The sequence below is a fragment of the Paenibacillus sp. FSL H3-0469 genome (assembly GCF_038051945.1).
Classification (GTDB): domain Bacteria; phylum Bacillota; class Bacilli; order Paenibacillales; family Paenibacillaceae; genus Paenibacillus_AQ.
The window spans coordinates 1,783,316-1,798,328 of record NZ_CP150302.1 but is presented as its reverse complement, the minus strand read 5'-3'; the positions used below and the strand labels follow the sequence as shown (position 1 = coordinate 1,798,328).

Genomic DNA, 15,013 nt, shown 5'->3' with positions numbered 1-15,013 from the left:
AAGCTATATCTGCACAAGCTGTCCCTTACACGGATTATTCCGTACCGGGACAGCTTGTTTCTGCTTAAATATAAGAATTTATATGTTGCACATGCTAAATTATCCTTCTATTTCTCGCTGAAACGGTACCGTCCTTTAAAAGGACGGCAAAGCCGTTTCCACTTGGTTCCCATTCCATATGCTGTATAAAAATAGGATATCGGGCGAATAGTAAGAGCCAGGAGGTGCGGATATGGAGAATATAAATTCGCCGGTCTCCCCTAAGCTGGAAGACAACATCAGTACCATTCAAGCAAGGCTCGGGAACAGCCCCGATCTGGTTATACGCACCTATGAATTAATTAATAGAACAGCCCGTGTGGCTGCAGTATATATCGCTGGCATAACAGACAGAGTGATGGTCGATGACTATATCTCGCATGTGATGTCCTTTCAGGCTCTGAATGACCGTGCGCGGCTTGCGGTAACCCCGGAGGAAGTGTACAGCTATATTAAAGAGAATGCCCTTAGTATCGGCAAGGAGAAGCTGGTTACAGATATCAACGGGCTGCTGGAGGCGCTGCTCTCGGGCGATACGGTTATTCTGGTGAACGGAGTGGGGGGAGGCGTCAGTGGAAGCACCTGCGGCGGAGAGGCCAGAGCTGTTACCGAGGCAGGTACCCAGGTCGCCATCCGCGGCTCCAAAGAAAGCTTCACGGAGACCATCAGCACGAATATTGCCCTGGTCCGCAAAATCATCAAGAACCCGGACCTCTGGACTGAAACGATGAAGCTGGGTGATGTCACCCACACGGATATCACGATTATGTATATCCGCGGCATTGCTGATGAAGAGACGATTCAGGCGTTCAAGGACAAGCTTCAGGAGATTAAGGTTGATATGATTCTGGAGTCGGGATATATCGAACAGATCATAGAGGACAATAAATATTCCCCGTTCCCCACCATATTCAATACGGAGCGCCCGGATAGTGTGGCAGCCAATCTGCTGGATGGACGGATAGCGATCTTCGTGGACGGTACCCCGTTTGTCCTTATTGCCCCTACCACCTTCTTCATGTTTTTTCATACGGTGGAGGATTACTACCAGCGGTATGATATCTCCTCGCTGATCCGGATGCTCCGGTTCGTGTGCCTGGTCATTTCGATGTATGGCCCGGCGATCTTCGTCGCTGCGCTGAACTTCCATCAGGAGATGATTCCAACCCCGCTGCTGATCAATCTGGCGTCACAGCGGGAGGGGGTGCCGTTTCCTGCCTTTGTTGAAGCGGTTCTGATGGAGGTTACCTTCGAGATTATCCGGGAAGCAGGGGTACGTATGCCTTCGCCCATCGGCCAGACGGTCTCCATCATCGGCGGTCTGGTGCTCGGGACAGCAGCAGTTCAGGCAGGGATCGTCTCGCCGGCGATGGTAATCGTAGTCTCGCTGACAGGAATCTCGAGCTTTGCTACACCGGCCTTCAACATGGCGCTCTCCATCCGCATGCTGCGGTTTATCATCATGGCAATCGCCGCATTTATGGGGCTGTATGGCATCGCCATATTCACTATTATGCTGATTGCTCATCTATGCAGCCTGCGTTCGCTCGGGGTTCCTTACATGACTCCTATCGGTCCCTTTGTACCGGGGAATCTGAAGGATACCTTCATCCGCTCCCCGCAGAGCTTCACGAGGCTCAGAAAGCGGCTGGTCAACAACAGCAAGCGCTCTTCAGCCTCTCCCGCAGGGAAAAGGGCCGTCGGGAGGAAATCCGATGAACGGTAAGGGGCTGCTGCGCCTGATCGCTATAGCGGTGCTGGTCCTGCCGCTTGGCGGCTGCTGGAACAGCCGGGAATTGAACGAGCTGGCCGTTGTCAGCGGCATAGGGATGGATCTCGTTCCGGAGACCGATGAATACCGGGTAACCTTTCAATTGGTCAATCCGTCTTCCACATCGACAAGTACCTCTCCAGGAAGCGGCAAGCCTGCTGTAGTAGTGGTATCTGCCACCGATAAAACCATGTTCGGTGCGTTACGGCGGGCGTCAAAGCATGCGACCCGCCAGCTTTTTTTTGCCCATACCCAGCTTATTGTGCTTGGAGAGTCCTTGGCGCGGGACGGGATTAACGATATCTTCGACATCTTCGAGCGGTCCCATGAGCTGCGGCTCAATTCAGAAATACTGGTCGCCTGCGGCAGCGATGCCGCCTCTGTCATGAAGCTGCTGACTCCTGTAGAGAGTCTACCGGCACTGGGGCTGGTCAAAAAAGCGCAGAATACCTCCAGCGTATGGGGGGAGAATCGGCCAATCAGCGTATTCGATGTCATTCACGCTATTACAGGAGAAGGTGATCTGACAATTAATGCTGTGAAAATCAAGGGGAATGCTGAGGAAGGGAAGAAGAAAAGCAATCTGGAGGGGTCGGAGACCCTGACTGAGACAGTGATGAACGGGCTTGGGGTCTTCAGGCAGGGGAAGCTGATCTATTGGATGAAGGACTCCGAGGCACGGGGAACTGAGTGGCTGCTTAACCAGATAGAAGAAACAGTACTTAATATTGATGCGGATGATAAAAAAGAGTCCGTTGCCGTCAATATCATCTATTCCAGAACGGAGGTAAAGACTACGATGGAGGACGGGCTTCCGGTCTTTCATGTGACAATTGCGGAGGAGGGAGGCATCAATGAAACGGATAGCTACGTGGATCTTAGCAAACGGGAAGAAATCATGAAGCTTGAACGGGGGCTGGAGAAGAAGACGAGGATCGACGTCATGCAGGCTTTTCAGAAGGGGCAACAGCTGGAGAGTGATATTTTCAATTTCGGCAATGAGCTGAAACGGACGAATCCGCAGGAGTGGGCGGCACTGGACGGGGACTGGGGCCCAATCTTTGCGAAGGGAAGGCTGGACCTTAAGATCAAGGCTTACATCCGCAGCACTGGCATGAGTCTGAAACCCTATATCCCCGAAGGTAAATAATCGGCTTAACCGCAGAAATCAGGTGATTGTTGTTATGAAAAAAGAAGTGATCGGCCCGAGCCAGCTGCTTGCATTGATCATTCTGTTTGAGCTGGGAACCGCCGTGCTTGTCCCTATTGGCCTGGAGAGCGGACATGCGGTCTGGCTCGCAATTCTGTTTGCCCTCCCCGGAGGCATTCTGCTGTATCTGGTGTTCGCACATCTCTATCTTCAGTTCCCGAACCAGATTATAAGCGGTTATACGCGTTCTATTCTAGGGCCATGGCTGGGCTGGCCGGTAAGTTTGCTGTTTCTGCCGGTAATTCTCTATAACGGATCGAGAAACCTGCGGGAGGCGGGGGATCTGCTGATCTCGGCCTCCTATGACAAAACCCCGATTCTGATTATTAATTCCATCATGATTATTGCTGTGATGTATATTCTGAGAAAAGGGATAGAAGTGTTCGCCAGAACCGCCGAAATTGTCCTGTGGATCGTGATCATTATGGGGTGCATCTGTATTGCCGCTGTAATCTCAGCCGGGCTGGTGGAGTACAGAAATCTGTTTCCGCTTCATATGGGCGATTATAAGCAAGCCTTGAAATCAGCCTATCCCAGCATCCTGATCTTTCCGTTCGGCGAGCTGATGTGCTTCACCACCATTCTGCCCCACTTCAACAAATCCCGGAAAATCAAGAAAGCAGGTATCGCAGCGATTATTGTCAGCGCCTGCCTGCTGAGCTTCACCCATGCCATTGAGATGGCGGTGCTGGGAGAGAATCTCTACAGCCGGACCGCCTTTCCCATGTTTACGACCATTACGCTTGTGAATTTGGCCAATTTCATCCAGCGGCTGGATGCCCTTGTCGTCCTTACACTGATTATCGGGGCATTCTTCAAGCTGACCGTCTACTGTTATGCTGCTGTCGCGATAGCAAATGATCTGTTCAAGGTGAACGATACAAGCAGGCTGGTTATTCCGGCAGGCGTGATTATGCTGTTCAGCTCTTTTGTCAGCGCGCAGAATTATCCCGAGCATATGAATGACGGGAAGACCTTTCTGATGACGATTCTGCCAGTATTCTGTGCGGTGATTCCCATCCTGCTGCTGCTGATTCATCGTGTCCGGCGGAGGTTCGGCTTGTACCGTTAGAGGAATTATGAGTGTTTCCGGCGGGATTGACGCTTCTTAGAAGCATGAACGGCTACCTGGATGAAGGGGAGGAGCAGGAAGATCGTGATACATATCCCTTCCTGCAGTGTAGTTGTGGCAAAGATGGTCCCGAGCGAATGAATGGAGGCAGACAGACTGATACCGGTCATCACATCAATGATGACTATTAACGTAAGCGTAAGAACAGCGAACAGGACATAGATACTGATAATCTTCATGGCGGGTCTCCTTATGCACCGCAGGATGTTTTGCCGTGTCCGGCGAGGCGGGCTACAGATATTATCTCCGAGTAATGAATGGGGTAAACGCCAAAAGCTGCCTGAAGCCATTCAAGGCTTCAGGCAGCTTGATCATTACTCTATTATTGTGGTATCGAGGTCAGCCAATCGGCCAGCTCCTCCGTCTGGGCCAGGACGGCAATCGGATCATAATACCAGGAGCGCTCTTCTTTCCATACATAGATCTTCCCGTTCTTGACCGCCGGCAGGCTGCCCCAGATCGGGTCTGCCTGGAAGTCTTGAGCAGTCCAGGTATTGTCGGTGATGACCAGATAATCACCCGCATACTTGCCCAGGGTCTCGGCGGATAATTCAGCCCACTGCTTCTCCATAATTTCAGCAGCCACTCCAGCCGGAGGCTTGCGCCCCAGCGCCTGATAGATGGGCTGGCCTCCGCGTCCGAAGTTGTCCCCATAGACCCAGGTGGATTTGTCTGCATGCTCGAGAATGCTGAAGGTGGCCCCGGCAGGAATGGCTGCATCCACACGGGCCTTGGCGTCAGCAATCCGTTTATCGTAATCAGCCAGCCATGCTGCTGCCTCCTGCTCCTTGCCCAGCAGCTCGCCGAAAAAGGTCAGCTCATCATGCGCATTCTTCAAATCACCGTACGGCACAATGACCGTTGGGGCAATCTGGCTGAGCGCGGCATAGCTGTCTGCATTGCCTGAGATAATCAAGTCGGGATTCAGCGCGAGTATATTCTCCGGTGACATTTTACCGTATGTGCCGGTATCGGCGACTCCTGTCAGGAATTCCTTGAAGTACACATTCTCCAGTGTAAGCCCCGGAGCACCGACCGGAATCGTATCCAGTGCAATCAAGCTGCCCAGATATTCCTCGGCCACAATCCGCTGCGGTGCTGCCGGCACCTCAATATCTCCATTCACAGTTGTCACAGTATGGAAAGCCGGAGCTGTGGTGGCAGCAGCCTTCTCCGGCTGAGGAGTGGAATCGGGTGTTCCAGTGGCATTAGCTGAAGCAGCACCACTGCTGGTAGTAGAGGTGTTGTTTCCACAAGCTGAGGCCATAAGAGTCAATGCCAGAAGCAGAGTTACTATGATCCAATGCTTCAGGTGGATGTTGCGTGAACGTAAATACGGGATCTTCAAGAGGTTGCCTCCTTAATGTAGAACGATTATCATTCTCAGGTAACACTTTACAGAGTTTGCTCGGATTAGACTATGGCTGAATGTGATGTCCGGCTATGTAAATTTATGATGTCAGCGCCTGCACCAGGACCTTCAATTGCGCTTCGGAGGAGAGGGGGTCGAAGCCGTAGAACATGCAGGGCTGATTCAGGAAATAGATTCTTCCGCCTGGAGAATCATCGGTATGATGTTGGTGTACAGGGTGAAGTAAGCTCTGCAGCGGCTCCAGCGCTTCAGCAGCCTCCCTGCTTGAGGTAATGAAGATATGGTCAGCGGGGTAGCGGGCAATGTTATGGAAGGCGATCTCCAGGTAGCCCTTATCCAGCAGTCCCTCTGCAATGAGGCCAAGCGGCGGGCGGAAGCCAAGATCATGATACAGAATCTGCGTCCCGCGGCCGTAGCTGCTGCTGAAGCAGTAGGCCGCCTCTGCGCCAAGCTCCAGGACTAGGGCGGTTCCCCGGTCACCGATCCGCCGGTCAAGCAACTGATTAGCTTGATAACAATGCCAGTCATAGAGGCTTAGCCAGGCCTCTGCCTGCGGCTGACGCCCGGTCACCTCGGCAATCAGCCGGAATTGCTCCCGCCAGTCCATTTGCATGAAGGGAATCTCGATCACCGGTGCGACGGACAGGAGCTGCTTGCTCTTGTCAGGCAAGGAGTAGCTGATAATAACATCCGGCCGGGCGGACGATAGACGTTCGTAAAGACCTGAGGAGCTGATTCCTTCATCCAGCAGCTTCTTCCTGGAAGGAACGGGCTGCAGGCTCTCCATCCAGGCCGAATAGACTCCCAGCCTGGGAACGACTTCGAGCGCATGGAGACTGGCCGTATGATTGAAGTTCAGCGAGACTACGGATTTGCTCTTACGGTGATAGGCTGATGGCGAAATTCCTACGACCTGCTTGAATTTGCGGCTTAAATAAGTTCCTTCGCTATACCCGATCTCAAGCGCCAGCGTACTCAGATTCGGGGCTCCTGTAAGGATACGCTGCTGGGCCTTGCGGATGCGCAGCAGCGTTATGTATTGGTTGAAGGTCTGTCCGGTGAACTTGCGGAAGCTCCGGGAGAAATGCTCCGGGGTGATTCCGGCAAGCCCGGCAGCCTGTTCTCTCGTCAAATCTTCATTATAATGGGATTCTATATATTGCAGGACACGGTCAATCCACTGAGAGGGCGGCTCTGCGTCCTCCGCTGAACTGTCATATAGCTCACTGAGCAGCTCCGTGAACAGAGCTTGCAAGGCAAACGGCTTCCGCTGCTCCGGCTGGTTCCAGCCGCTAAGAAGCCTGCACAGCCATTGTGCTTACGTGGGGCGGACAGCTTCGGACCGGCTGACGATGGTTCAGCGGGCTGAACGTCCGGATGTTGCCGGAGATCGCCGCATATTCGATCCATACACCCTGCAGCTTATGGCTGCGGGGCAGCCTGATATCCACCGAACTGTCACTGCACAGAATATGACCGCCGGATAGACGGATGCGTTCGCCATCCAGCTCGATGACTTCGCTTCCTCTGGTGATCACCACCAGGAATGAGGTGAAGGGCTGAGTGGGATTGTCCCCGTTAAAGGAGGCTTGATCCAGTGCCATTACACGTACCGGAATATAAAAGCTGTGAGGATTAGGCCATGAACTGCCGGTATTTCGCGTCTGCATGTTTCAAGTCACTCTTTTCTTAGATGATAATCATTCTCAATGTTAGTATAACAGTCTTTCCTTCTATTGACGATCCCCGAAAAGGAAGGTAGTTTAGGGTTATAGACAAGCTGGGTATTGTTGTATTGAAGGGGGCGGAACTGCCATGACAACCTGGAATCTGCAAGGAACGGTCAGCCATCTGCTGATCTGTAACGGAAGTGACTGCAAGAAGCACAAGGGCGAAGAGGTAGCGGAAGCGATCGAGGATGAGATTACGAAGCAAGGGGCAGACGCGCTGATACATACAACAGTAACCCGCTGCAACGGAAGATGCTCGGATGCCTGTGTCGTGATCTCTTACCCGGAAGGCGTATGGTACAGGGATGTTACCCCTAAGACGGCCAAAAGTCTGGTGCGCAAGGTGCTGAAGGGAGAAAAGCTCGAAGAGAATTTGCTCTACACTTACGAAGATGGCCTCAAGGCCGCGATCCCGAAGGGTGCCAAAGGGAAGAAGAAGAAATAACATAAGAGCCGTAGTACAGCCCGTTGACGGAATAATTCCGGCTGCGGGTTGTTTATTTTTTCCAATGGGGGCTTTACAATAGATAGAAAAGTCTAAGAGGGGGAAGCGGAATGTTTGTAGGCTTTGGGCCGGAGGATGATGTGCTGCACAGCAGGCTGTTCATGCAGGAGGAGGTAGAATATAACCTGATTCATCTGATCGCGGGGAATCAGGAGTCCATGCGGCTGAAGACGGAGGAGAATGACCTGATTTTCGCCCATGCCCCAGGGCGTAACTCGTGGTTGTGGTTATCGCCGGAGCTGGAAGAAGAGAGGCGCCGTTCCCTTGTCCGGGAGCTGACGGAAATGCTGGCGGACCGCGAGTTGCCGGGGGTTACCGGAACGCCGGGGACGGGGAGGCTGTTCGCTGATGCGTACAGCAAGCTTATCGGCAAGTCTCACCACGTACGGATGATGATGGAGGCCTATCACTGCCCGCAGGTGCAGCTGCCGCATGGTGTCAGCGGCAAGCTGCAGCAGGCGGAGCCAGGCGATATTCCGCTCATCGCCAGGTATTTAGCTGGATTCGTGCAGGAATGCTTCGGAACGGAGAGTGCGCCGGAGGATCATCTGGACTATGCCGGGACGGTCATGGAGTCCGGCAAGCTCCGTCTGTGGATCGACAAGGACCAGCCGGTGTCCATGGTTAATCTGGCCCATCAGTCTGCCAGACATGCACGAATCAATGAGGTCTACACTCCGCGTGAGTTCCGCAAGTATGGGTATGCGAGTGCGGCTGTAGCTGCCCTATGTGACGAACTGCTCAGCAAGGGTGTGACGCCAATGCTCTACGCCGATGCGGCGAACCCTGATTCTAACAAGGTTTATCAGTCGGTGGGCTTCAAGCGGACCGGGAGTATTGCTGATTTGCGCTTTCAGTAAGCTATGATTTATTAAGCCTATCCCTGATTTGACTTGCAGCTACAGGGTTACTATGCTTATACATAGTGCAAATAATCACACTTAACAGGCAAGAGTTGCAGCTAGGGGGCGGCAGGATATGGATAGACGGCAGGTATGGCCGGATAAATTCAAGAAGTTTTTTCTGAACAACAAGTTTGTGGTAGGTCTGCTGATTGCGTTGCTGGTGGGCTTAACGATACTCGTATTCTCAAAGATTCCATTTGTGTTCAAGCCGCTGTCTGTGCTTCTGCATACGGTGGCAGCGCCGCTGCTGCTCTCAGGAATCGCCTATTATCTGCTGAATCCGCTGGTGGACCGTCTGGAGAAGAGAAGCCGGGTGAAGCGGGCCTATGGCATTGTCATTCTGTATCTGATTATTATGGGGATCATTACTCTGGTGCTGCTTATGGTCATCCCGATCATCCGCACCCAGCTCATGGGCCTGATTGACAACTTCCCCGTCTACAGTGAGCAGATCCAGGAGGAATTCCTCCAGCTTACGGGCAGTGAATTGTTCAATAAGATTCAGTCGAGCGTGGGCACGGACCTTAGTGATATCACCAGCAAGGTGACGACCTGGGCTTCCACTTTCCTGAATAATGCCGTCAGCGGCGTGGGCAGCTTCGTGGGAACACTGACCGAAATTGTATTGGCTGTAGTGACTACACCGTTCATTCTTTTCTATCTCCTGCGCGACGGCAAAAGATTGCCCGACTATCTCATGAGACTCATCCCTACCGCGCTGCGGCCGCAGTCCCGGATGGTGATGCAGGAAATGAACAATCAGATCGCATCGTATATCCGCGGCCAGATTATTGTCAGCTGCTGCATCGGTGCACTGCTCTATATCGGGTATCTGATTATTGGGCTGGAGTATTCGCTGGTTCTGGCGATCGTTGCCGCTTGTACGGCTGTAGTTCCTTATCTGGGGCCGGCCATTGCAATTACCCCTGCGCTGATTGTGGCGATGGTGACCTCACCGTTTATGCTGCTGAAGATGGTCATTGTCTGGACCGCCGTCCAGCTGATTGAAGGGAAGTTCATCTCGCCGCAGATTATGGGGAAGTCGCTGAAGATCCACCCGATTACGATTATTTTTGTGATTATTTTTGCCGGGAAAATGTTCGGTGTACTCGGTATCATACTTGCGGTGCCGGGCTACGCCGTGCTTAAGGTGGTAATGACCCATATCTTCCAGTGGTTCCGCTTCCGCTCCGGGCTCTACAGAGTCATCGAAGAAAAGACTGAGGAATAAAGCGAAAAGGAATGAGTGCAATGACAGGACAACTGGTGAATACAGCTTATGGGCAACTGAAGGGAGAAGCGGGAAACGGCGTGAATGTGTGGCGCGGCATCCCATTCGCTGCCCCGCCGCTTGGAGAGCTGCGCTTCCGGGCACCGCAGCCGCCGGAGTCCTGGAGCGGCGTGCGGGAGGCCGTCAAGTTCGGACCGGTCAGCCTGCAGCCGGTCAGCACCAGCGGGACGCGGTTCGGCGGCACTACCCCTATCTATGATGAAGATTGTCTATATCTGAATGTCTGGTCCCCGGCGGTGGCGGAGGAGAGCGAAGCGCTGCCGGTGATGGTGTGGATTCACGGCGGCACCTTCGTTACCGGCGCAGGCAGCCAGCCGATGTTCGAAGGCAGTAATCTGGCCGTCTCCGGGAACGTCGTGGTGGTTACCGTGAATTACCGGCTGGGTCCGCTCGGGTTCCTGCATCTGTCTCCGCTGGGCGGAGGACTGGGCAGCAACCTGGGCCTCCTGGATCAGATTGCTGCCCTGGAATGGGTGCAGCAGAATATCGCTGCCTTCGGCGGTGATCCGGCGCGAGTCACGGTCTTCGGGGAGTCGGCAGGGAGCATGAGTATTGCCGCGCTGCTGGCGATGCCTGCGGCGAAGGGACTGTTCGCCAGGGCTATTATGGAGAGCGGCGCGGCGCAGACGCTGAATGGGGAGCTGGGCGGGCAGATTGCCGCCGCTTTCCTGGCAGAGCTGGGCCTTCAGCCCGGCGGCGATACGCAGCTTCTGCATACGCTGACGGCCGGAGAGATCATGGAAGCCGCAGGCCGGATGGCGTACAAGCTGTCCGGAGACTCGATGAATATGTTTTTCCAGCCGGTTGTTGAGCCGGGCACCTTGCCGGTTGAGCCGGTACAGGCCATCGCAGCGGGAGCTGCCAGCGGCATTCCCGTGCTGATCGGAACGAATCTGCATGAAGGCAATCTGTTCTTCCGCGAGGGGCAGAAGGCGGATAACTTCGAGCAATCACTCAAAGCGCTGGAGCAATTGATGGGAGTGGACGACCTCTCCGAGCTGACCTCCGATTACAGCCAGACCTGGGAAGGACAGGCGGAGGTGCTGACTGACCTCTTCTTCTGGGCCAGCTCGATTTCGTTCGCGGAGAAGCAGCAAGGGCATGCCCCCGTCTGGATGTACCGCTTTGACTGGACGGTGGCTGGGCATCCGCTGCTGGAGAAGGCCATTCACGGCGCGGAGATTCTGTATGTCTTCAACAACCTCCCGCTGCTCAAGCAGTACGGCCTGAGCGTGACGCCGGAGATGGAGGCAGTGGCCGAGGCGATGCAGACCGCCTGGACTGCCTTCGCCCATAGTGGAGATCCGGCAGCGCCGGGACTGGATTGGCCGCAGTACACGCCGAAGACGCGGGCAACGATGATATTTGACCAATCCTCGCTTGTGGTGAATGACCCGGACGGGGAGAAGCGCAGACGGATTTTTGAGCATTACTTGGGATAAGTTTACAGGCAGCAGCCCTCGCCGGAGGAAGACCTCCGGGAGGGCTGCTGCTGTGTGTGGGCCGGATGTAGGCGGGAAACCGAATGGAATGGATGAGCGCAGTGGTGTGCGGGCGGATGTATGCGTAAAAGCGAATGCAACAGGTGCTGCGATAAGGGAAGGGCCCATTGCTCCATAGCCAATAACATCTATTGAGAAATCCTGCACGAATTGCAGCAATCCTGCTCCATAGAAATGGCTTATGCTGCAATCTTGCACGAATTGCAACAAATCCAGCGCTGACTTACTCTATACACTATAATTCCTGCAAATGATGCAACAATGAGCCCTCAGCCAGTAACAGTCATAGAGAAATCCTGCAAAAAGTGCAACTATGCTGCTCTATACAAGCGTTCGGTGAGAGATAAAACTCTCAGATTGGCCAGAGTTGGGCTGAGCGCCAGAATGAGTGGGAGAACACTTTAGAATGTACGCGAAAAAGCGAATACAATGGGCAGGCGCGGGGTGTGTTGGGGGAATGTAATCGGAAAACCGATTACAATGGGCGAGCGCAGGATGTGTGGGCCAAATGTAATCGGAAAACCGATTACAATGGGCGAGCGCAGGGTGTGTTGGCCAAATGTAATCGGAAAACCGATTACAATGGGCAGGCGCGGCGGTGTGTGGCCAAATGTAATCGGAAAACCGATTACAATGGGCAGGCGCGGCGGTGTGTGGCCAAATGTAATCGGAAAACCGATTACAATGGGCAGGCGCGGGGTGTGTTGGGGGAATGTAATCGAAAAACCGATTACAATGGACGGACGCGGTGGTGTGCGGGCTGTATATTATGCCATCAGAAAGCGATGAGGCACCAGCATCCCCTTACCCCGCTAGGATGCTGGTGTTCTGCTTATTTCACCGGCGTGTAGCCGGTCTTCTCAACCAGCTCCTGGCCCTCGGCGGACAGAATCCAGTCCAGGAACGGATCGATGTTCGGGTTGGTGCTGCCGGCCGTTACGGCGTAGAATTCGACGGCGAGCGGGTAATCGCCGCTGCGGATGGTCTCCTTGGAAGGCGGTACCTGATCGATGGCCAGCAGCTTGATCTCATCGCTGGCATTCATCTGTGAGGCGTAGAACAGGAAGCTGAATCCAAGTGCGTTATTGAAGTTGCGGTAGCTGGCGGTCAGGCTGATAATGCCGCTCATGACGTCTGCCACATTCTCCTTGGGGGGAGCCATCAGCTGGCGGTCCTCCATGATTTTTTGCAGCTTGGTCTGGCTGCCGCTGTTCTCTTCCCGCTGAAAAGCCCGGATGGACGCCTTCTTGCCGCCGACCTCCTTCCAGTTCGTAACCGTGCCGGAATAGATATCCTTAATCTGATCTACCGTTAAGCTGTCCACCGGATTGCGCTTGTTGACGAAGAAGACGAACGCTTCGCGCCCGATCGGAGTGAGCTTCAGCTCCCGGCCCGCCAGCTTCGCCTGCTTCGTCTGGGCCAGCGAAGGGGCTGCGGCAAATATAATGTCAGCATTCCCGGCGATCAGACGCTTGTAAGCCTCGGAAGTGCTGGTGCACAGGACGAGATCATTTCCGGTCAGCTCAATGCTGGAGTTATAGGTATCCTGCGGATACACGGCCTGGACAAAAGCGGAATATAGCGGATACAGTGCCGTTGCGCCATCCAGACGGGGCATTTGCTCCGTAAGCTGATAGGATGCCTTATGATCTAGAGAAGCAGCTTTGGTATTGGCCTCAAAGGGGGCGTATTGGTACAGGTTCACCTCTGGTTCTCTGACTTCTGCCAGGCTGTTCACATACGCTTGTCTGATCTCATGGCCTGCGGCTGCCAGCACACAGATTCCGGCAAAAACGGCCAGGAGCATCCGCCGTACCTTGCTGCTGAACAGGCCAAAGATGCTGAGCACGGAGAATACAGACAGCCCTGAAGCGACCACGAGGGCCAGCGGACCATAGAAGAGCATTCCTCCTGTAAAAGCGGCGATAACATAAGCTATGAAGCCGAGGATGGCAAGGCCGGCCAGAGCTAGGATGGAATACAGCAGATTGGTCGGAATACTTCTTTTCATGATAACCTCCATAAAATCTCTATATTAGGGATGATCAATGTTCATACTATAGTGTAGCGCACACTGCCGTTTCTGCCAAACGAACCAGAACCTGGATGCGGCCCGCAAATTGAATTAGCAGAATGTAATGTTAGGTTGAATGATTATTGAATGAAATATAATGATTATTTTCATAAAAAGCTGGACGAAATCAAAAATCAGAGGTATTCTGGGATTGTGAAAATAATAACAGAATACAAGATTCTCGGGGTAAGGTGAAATTCCTGACCGGCGGTGATGTTCGTGAGAACTAAGCCCGCGACTCGTTACTCTTTTCACAAGAGGAAGCGACTGATCTGGTGACAATCCAGAGCCGACGGTAAAGTCCGGATGGGAGAGGATCATAAGATAAAGGCGGCGGGTCTATTCCGTATGTCTTTATTGATAACAACCCCCGATGTTTGTCCTGTTCACAGGAGACTCGGGGGTTTTTGGTCTCTATCGAGGGTTTGTATCGACAAGGAGAATGAAAGATGAGTAATGTAACTGCTTCATCCCAAGGCGTGCGTACCGCACCGGTGCGCAGCGGATTCTGGCTGGTGGTTCTGGGGGCGGCCTTATGGGGAGTTGACCCGCTGTTCCGCATTATCCTGCTGAAATCCCTGACTTCCTCCCAGATTGTACTGCTTGAGCATGTTGTGCTCTTCCTGGTGGCCGCTCCGGTAATGTGGCGTAACCGCGCAGAGCTGAAGGGTGTACGTCTGCGTCAGGCCGCAGCGCTGCTAGTGGTATCGTGGGGCGGCTCAGCCGTAGCGACCATTCTGTTCACCAAAGCTCTATCCAGCGGAGACTTCAATGCCGTGCTGCTGCTCCAGAAGCTTCAGCCTTTGTTCGCCATTGGTCTTGCTGCTGTTATTCTAAAAGAACGCCTGCCGCGCCATTTCGCACCGCTGCTTATCGTTGCCCTGGCCGGAACGTACCTGCTGACCTTCGGCTGGACGATTCCCTTCGGCCATGTGAACAGCTTCATGGGTGTAGGAAGCCTGATGGCGCTGGGTGCTGCAGCTTTGTGGGGCGGATCTACAGTTATGGGCCGCTATCTGCTGGGCTCGATGAAATATGAGACCGTAACCTCACTGCGCTTCATTCTGGCGCTCCCGCTGCTGTTCGTAATTACAAGCATGGAAGGCGCCCCGTGGCAGATGAGCGGCGGAGTCAGCGGCTCGGCGGCAGTTGCCGTTAACCTGCTGCTGCAGGCGTTGCTCCCCGGACTGCTCAGCATGCTGCTCTATTACAAGGGACTGAATACGACCAAAGCTTCGGTAGCGACACTGGCCGAACTCAGCTTCCCGATGACAGGGATTTTGATTAACTGGGTGGTCTATCAGCAGCTTGTAACCCTGCCGCAGATTGTCGGCTTCGCGCTGATCTGGACGGCACTCTTCTTCATCTCCAGTCAGCAGCGGGATCAGCTGCAGCCGGCCAAACAGAATTAACTTCATAGCGCTACAGTCTGAGGGGACATACCCCAGGACCCAGCGCATCATAGTCAAAGAGGATGTTCCT

At 53.8% G+C, this 15,013-nt stretch carries 13 protein-coding genes and 1 riboswitch; of the genes, 8 read left to right on the top strand and 5 right to left on the bottom strand.

Annotation, left to right across the window (positions count from 1 at the left end):
- The first annotated feature begins 232 nt into the window (after positions 1-232).
- From NSS83_RS07980 to NSS83_RS07970, 3 genes are read left to right on the top strand one after another with little or no spacing between them, the layout of a single operon-like run.
- Positions 233-1,765 (top strand): spore germination protein, encoded by a 1,533-nt coding sequence (locus NSS83_RS07980; protein WP_341348002.1) that lies wholly within the window; start codon positions 233-235, stop codon positions 1,763-1,765.
- A complete protein-coding gene (locus NSS83_RS07975; RefSeq protein WP_341184911.1) occupies positions 1,755-2,960 on the top strand; it encodes a Ger(x)C family spore germination protein in 1,206 nt (401 codons plus the stop codon). Before NSS83_RS07980 ends, NSS83_RS07975 begins: the two co-directional genes overlap by 11 nt.
- Before the next feature lie 34 nt (positions 2,961-2,994).
- Positions 2,995-4,092 carry a GerAB/ArcD/ProY family transporter gene (locus tag NSS83_RS07970; RefSeq protein ID WP_341184912.1) on the top strand — a complete coding sequence of 366 codons (1,098 nt, stop codon included), beginning with the start codon at positions 2,995-2,997 and terminating at the stop codon, positions 4,090-4,092.
- 5 nt (positions 4,093-4,097) lie between these two features.
- Here the strand turns inward: NSS83_RS07970 and NSS83_RS07965 are convergent, their stop codons facing one another.
- From NSS83_RS07965 to NSS83_RS07950, 4 genes are all read right to left on the bottom strand, one after another.
- Positions 4,098-4,331, bottom strand: coding sequence for a hypothetical protein (locus NSS83_RS07965; protein ID WP_341184913.1), 234 nt, complete (start codon positions 4,329-4,331; stop codon positions 4,098-4,100).
- Positions 4,332-4,474: 143 nt separating this feature from the next.
- A complete protein-coding gene (locus NSS83_RS07960; RefSeq protein WP_341184914.1) occupies positions 4,475-5,500 on the bottom strand; it encodes an ABC transporter substrate-binding protein in 1,026 nt (341 codons plus the stop codon).
- Positions 5,501-5,603: 103 nt separating this feature from the next.
- The gene (locus NSS83_RS07955) at positions 5,604-6,779 is read right to left on the bottom strand and encodes an AraC family transcriptional regulator (protein WP_341348001.1); all 1,176 of its coding nucleotides are present in this window, start codon (positions 6,777-6,779) and stop codon (positions 5,604-5,606) included.
- Between the two features lie 37 nt (positions 6,780-6,816).
- Positions 6,817-7,194 (bottom strand): hypothetical protein, encoded by a 378-nt coding sequence (locus NSS83_RS07950; protein ID WP_341348000.1) that lies wholly within the window; start codon positions 7,192-7,194, stop codon positions 6,817-6,819.
- A gap of 145 nt (positions 7,195-7,339) precedes the next feature.
- Between NSS83_RS07950 and NSS83_RS07945 the strand changes: the two genes are divergently transcribed.
- From NSS83_RS07945 to NSS83_RS07930, 4 genes are all read left to right on the top strand, one after another.
- Entirely contained in the window at positions 7,340-7,699 is a 360-nt protein-coding gene (locus NSS83_RS07945) for a (2Fe-2S) ferredoxin domain-containing protein (protein WP_341184916.1), read from the top strand.
- A 110-nt stretch (positions 7,700-7,809) separates the two neighbouring features.
- Positions 7,810-8,619, top strand: coding sequence for a GNAT family N-acetyltransferase (locus NSS83_RS07940; protein ID WP_341347999.1), 810 nt, complete (start codon positions 7,810-7,812; stop codon positions 8,617-8,619).
- Positions 8,620-8,737: 118 nt separating this feature from the next.
- A complete protein-coding gene (locus tag NSS83_RS07935; RefSeq protein WP_341184919.1) occupies positions 8,738-9,895 on the top strand; it encodes an AI-2E family transporter in 1,158 nt (385 codons plus the stop codon).
- A 20-nt stretch (positions 9,896-9,915) separates the two neighbouring features.
- Positions 9,916-11,397: a carboxylesterase/lipase family protein gene (locus NSS83_RS07930; protein WP_341347998.1), complete on the top strand. Its 1,482-nt coding sequence runs from the start codon at positions 9,916-9,918 to the stop codon at positions 11,395-11,397.
- An 892-nt stretch (positions 11,398-12,289) separates the two neighbouring features.
- Here the strand turns inward: NSS83_RS07930 and NSS83_RS07925 are convergent.
- Positions 12,290-13,468, bottom strand: coding sequence for a substrate-binding domain-containing protein (locus tag NSS83_RS07925; protein ID WP_341347997.1), 1,179 nt, complete (start codon positions 13,466-13,468; stop codon positions 12,290-12,292).
- Between the two features lie 236 nt (positions 13,469-13,704).
- A riboswitch (FMN riboswitch) is annotated at positions 13,705-13,853 on the top strand.
- 127 nt (positions 13,854-13,980) lie between these two features.
- Between NSS83_RS07925 and NSS83_RS07920 the strand changes: the two genes are divergently transcribed.
- On the top strand, positions 13,981-14,943 hold the full coding sequence (locus NSS83_RS07920) for a DMT family transporter (RefSeq protein ID WP_341184921.1): 963 nt from the start codon (positions 13,981-13,983) through the stop codon (positions 14,941-14,943).
- Positions 14,944-15,013: the final 70 nt, after the last annotated feature.

Bases quoted from the DNA above. Each gene is read 5' to 3' on its own strand.
- NSS83_RS07980 (WP_341348002.1), top strand. From the start codon at position 233: ATGGAGAATATAAATTCGCCGGTCTCCCCTAAGCTGGAAGACAACATC.
- NSS83_RS07925 (WP_341347997.1), bottom strand. From the start codon at position 13,468: ATGAAAAGAAGTATTCCGACCAATCTGCTGTATTCCATCCTAGCTCTG.
- NSS83_RS07950 (WP_341348000.1), bottom strand. From the start codon at position 7,194: ATGCAGACGCGAAATACCGGCAGTTCATGGCCTAATCCTCACAGCTTT.
- NSS83_RS07965 (WP_341184913.1), bottom strand. From the start codon at position 4,331: ATGAAGATTATCAGTATCTATGTCCTGTTCGCTGTTCTTACGCTTACG.
- NSS83_RS07920 (WP_341184921.1), top strand. From the start codon at position 13,981: ATGAGTAATGTAACTGCTTCATCCCAAGGCGTGCGTACCGCACCGGTG.
- NSS83_RS07930 (WP_341347998.1), top strand. From the start codon at position 9,916: ATGACAGGACAACTGGTGAATACAGCTTATGGGCAACTGAAGGGAGAA.
- NSS83_RS07940 (WP_341347999.1), top strand. From the start codon at position 7,810: ATGTTTGTAGGCTTTGGGCCGGAGGATGATGTGCTGCACAGCAGGCTG.
- NSS83_RS07935 (WP_341184919.1), top strand. From the start codon at position 8,738: ATGGATAGACGGCAGGTATGGCCGGATAAATTCAAGAAGTTTTTTCTG.
- NSS83_RS07975 (WP_341184911.1), top strand. From the start codon at position 1,755: ATGAACGGTAAGGGGCTGCTGCGCCTGATCGCTATAGCGGTGCTGGTC.
- NSS83_RS07970 (WP_341184912.1), top strand. From the start codon at position 2,995: ATGAAAAAAGAAGTGATCGGCCCGAGCCAGCTGCTTGCATTGATCATT.
- NSS83_RS07945 (WP_341184916.1), top strand. From the start codon at position 7,340: ATGACAACCTGGAATCTGCAAGGAACGGTCAGCCATCTGCTGATCTGT.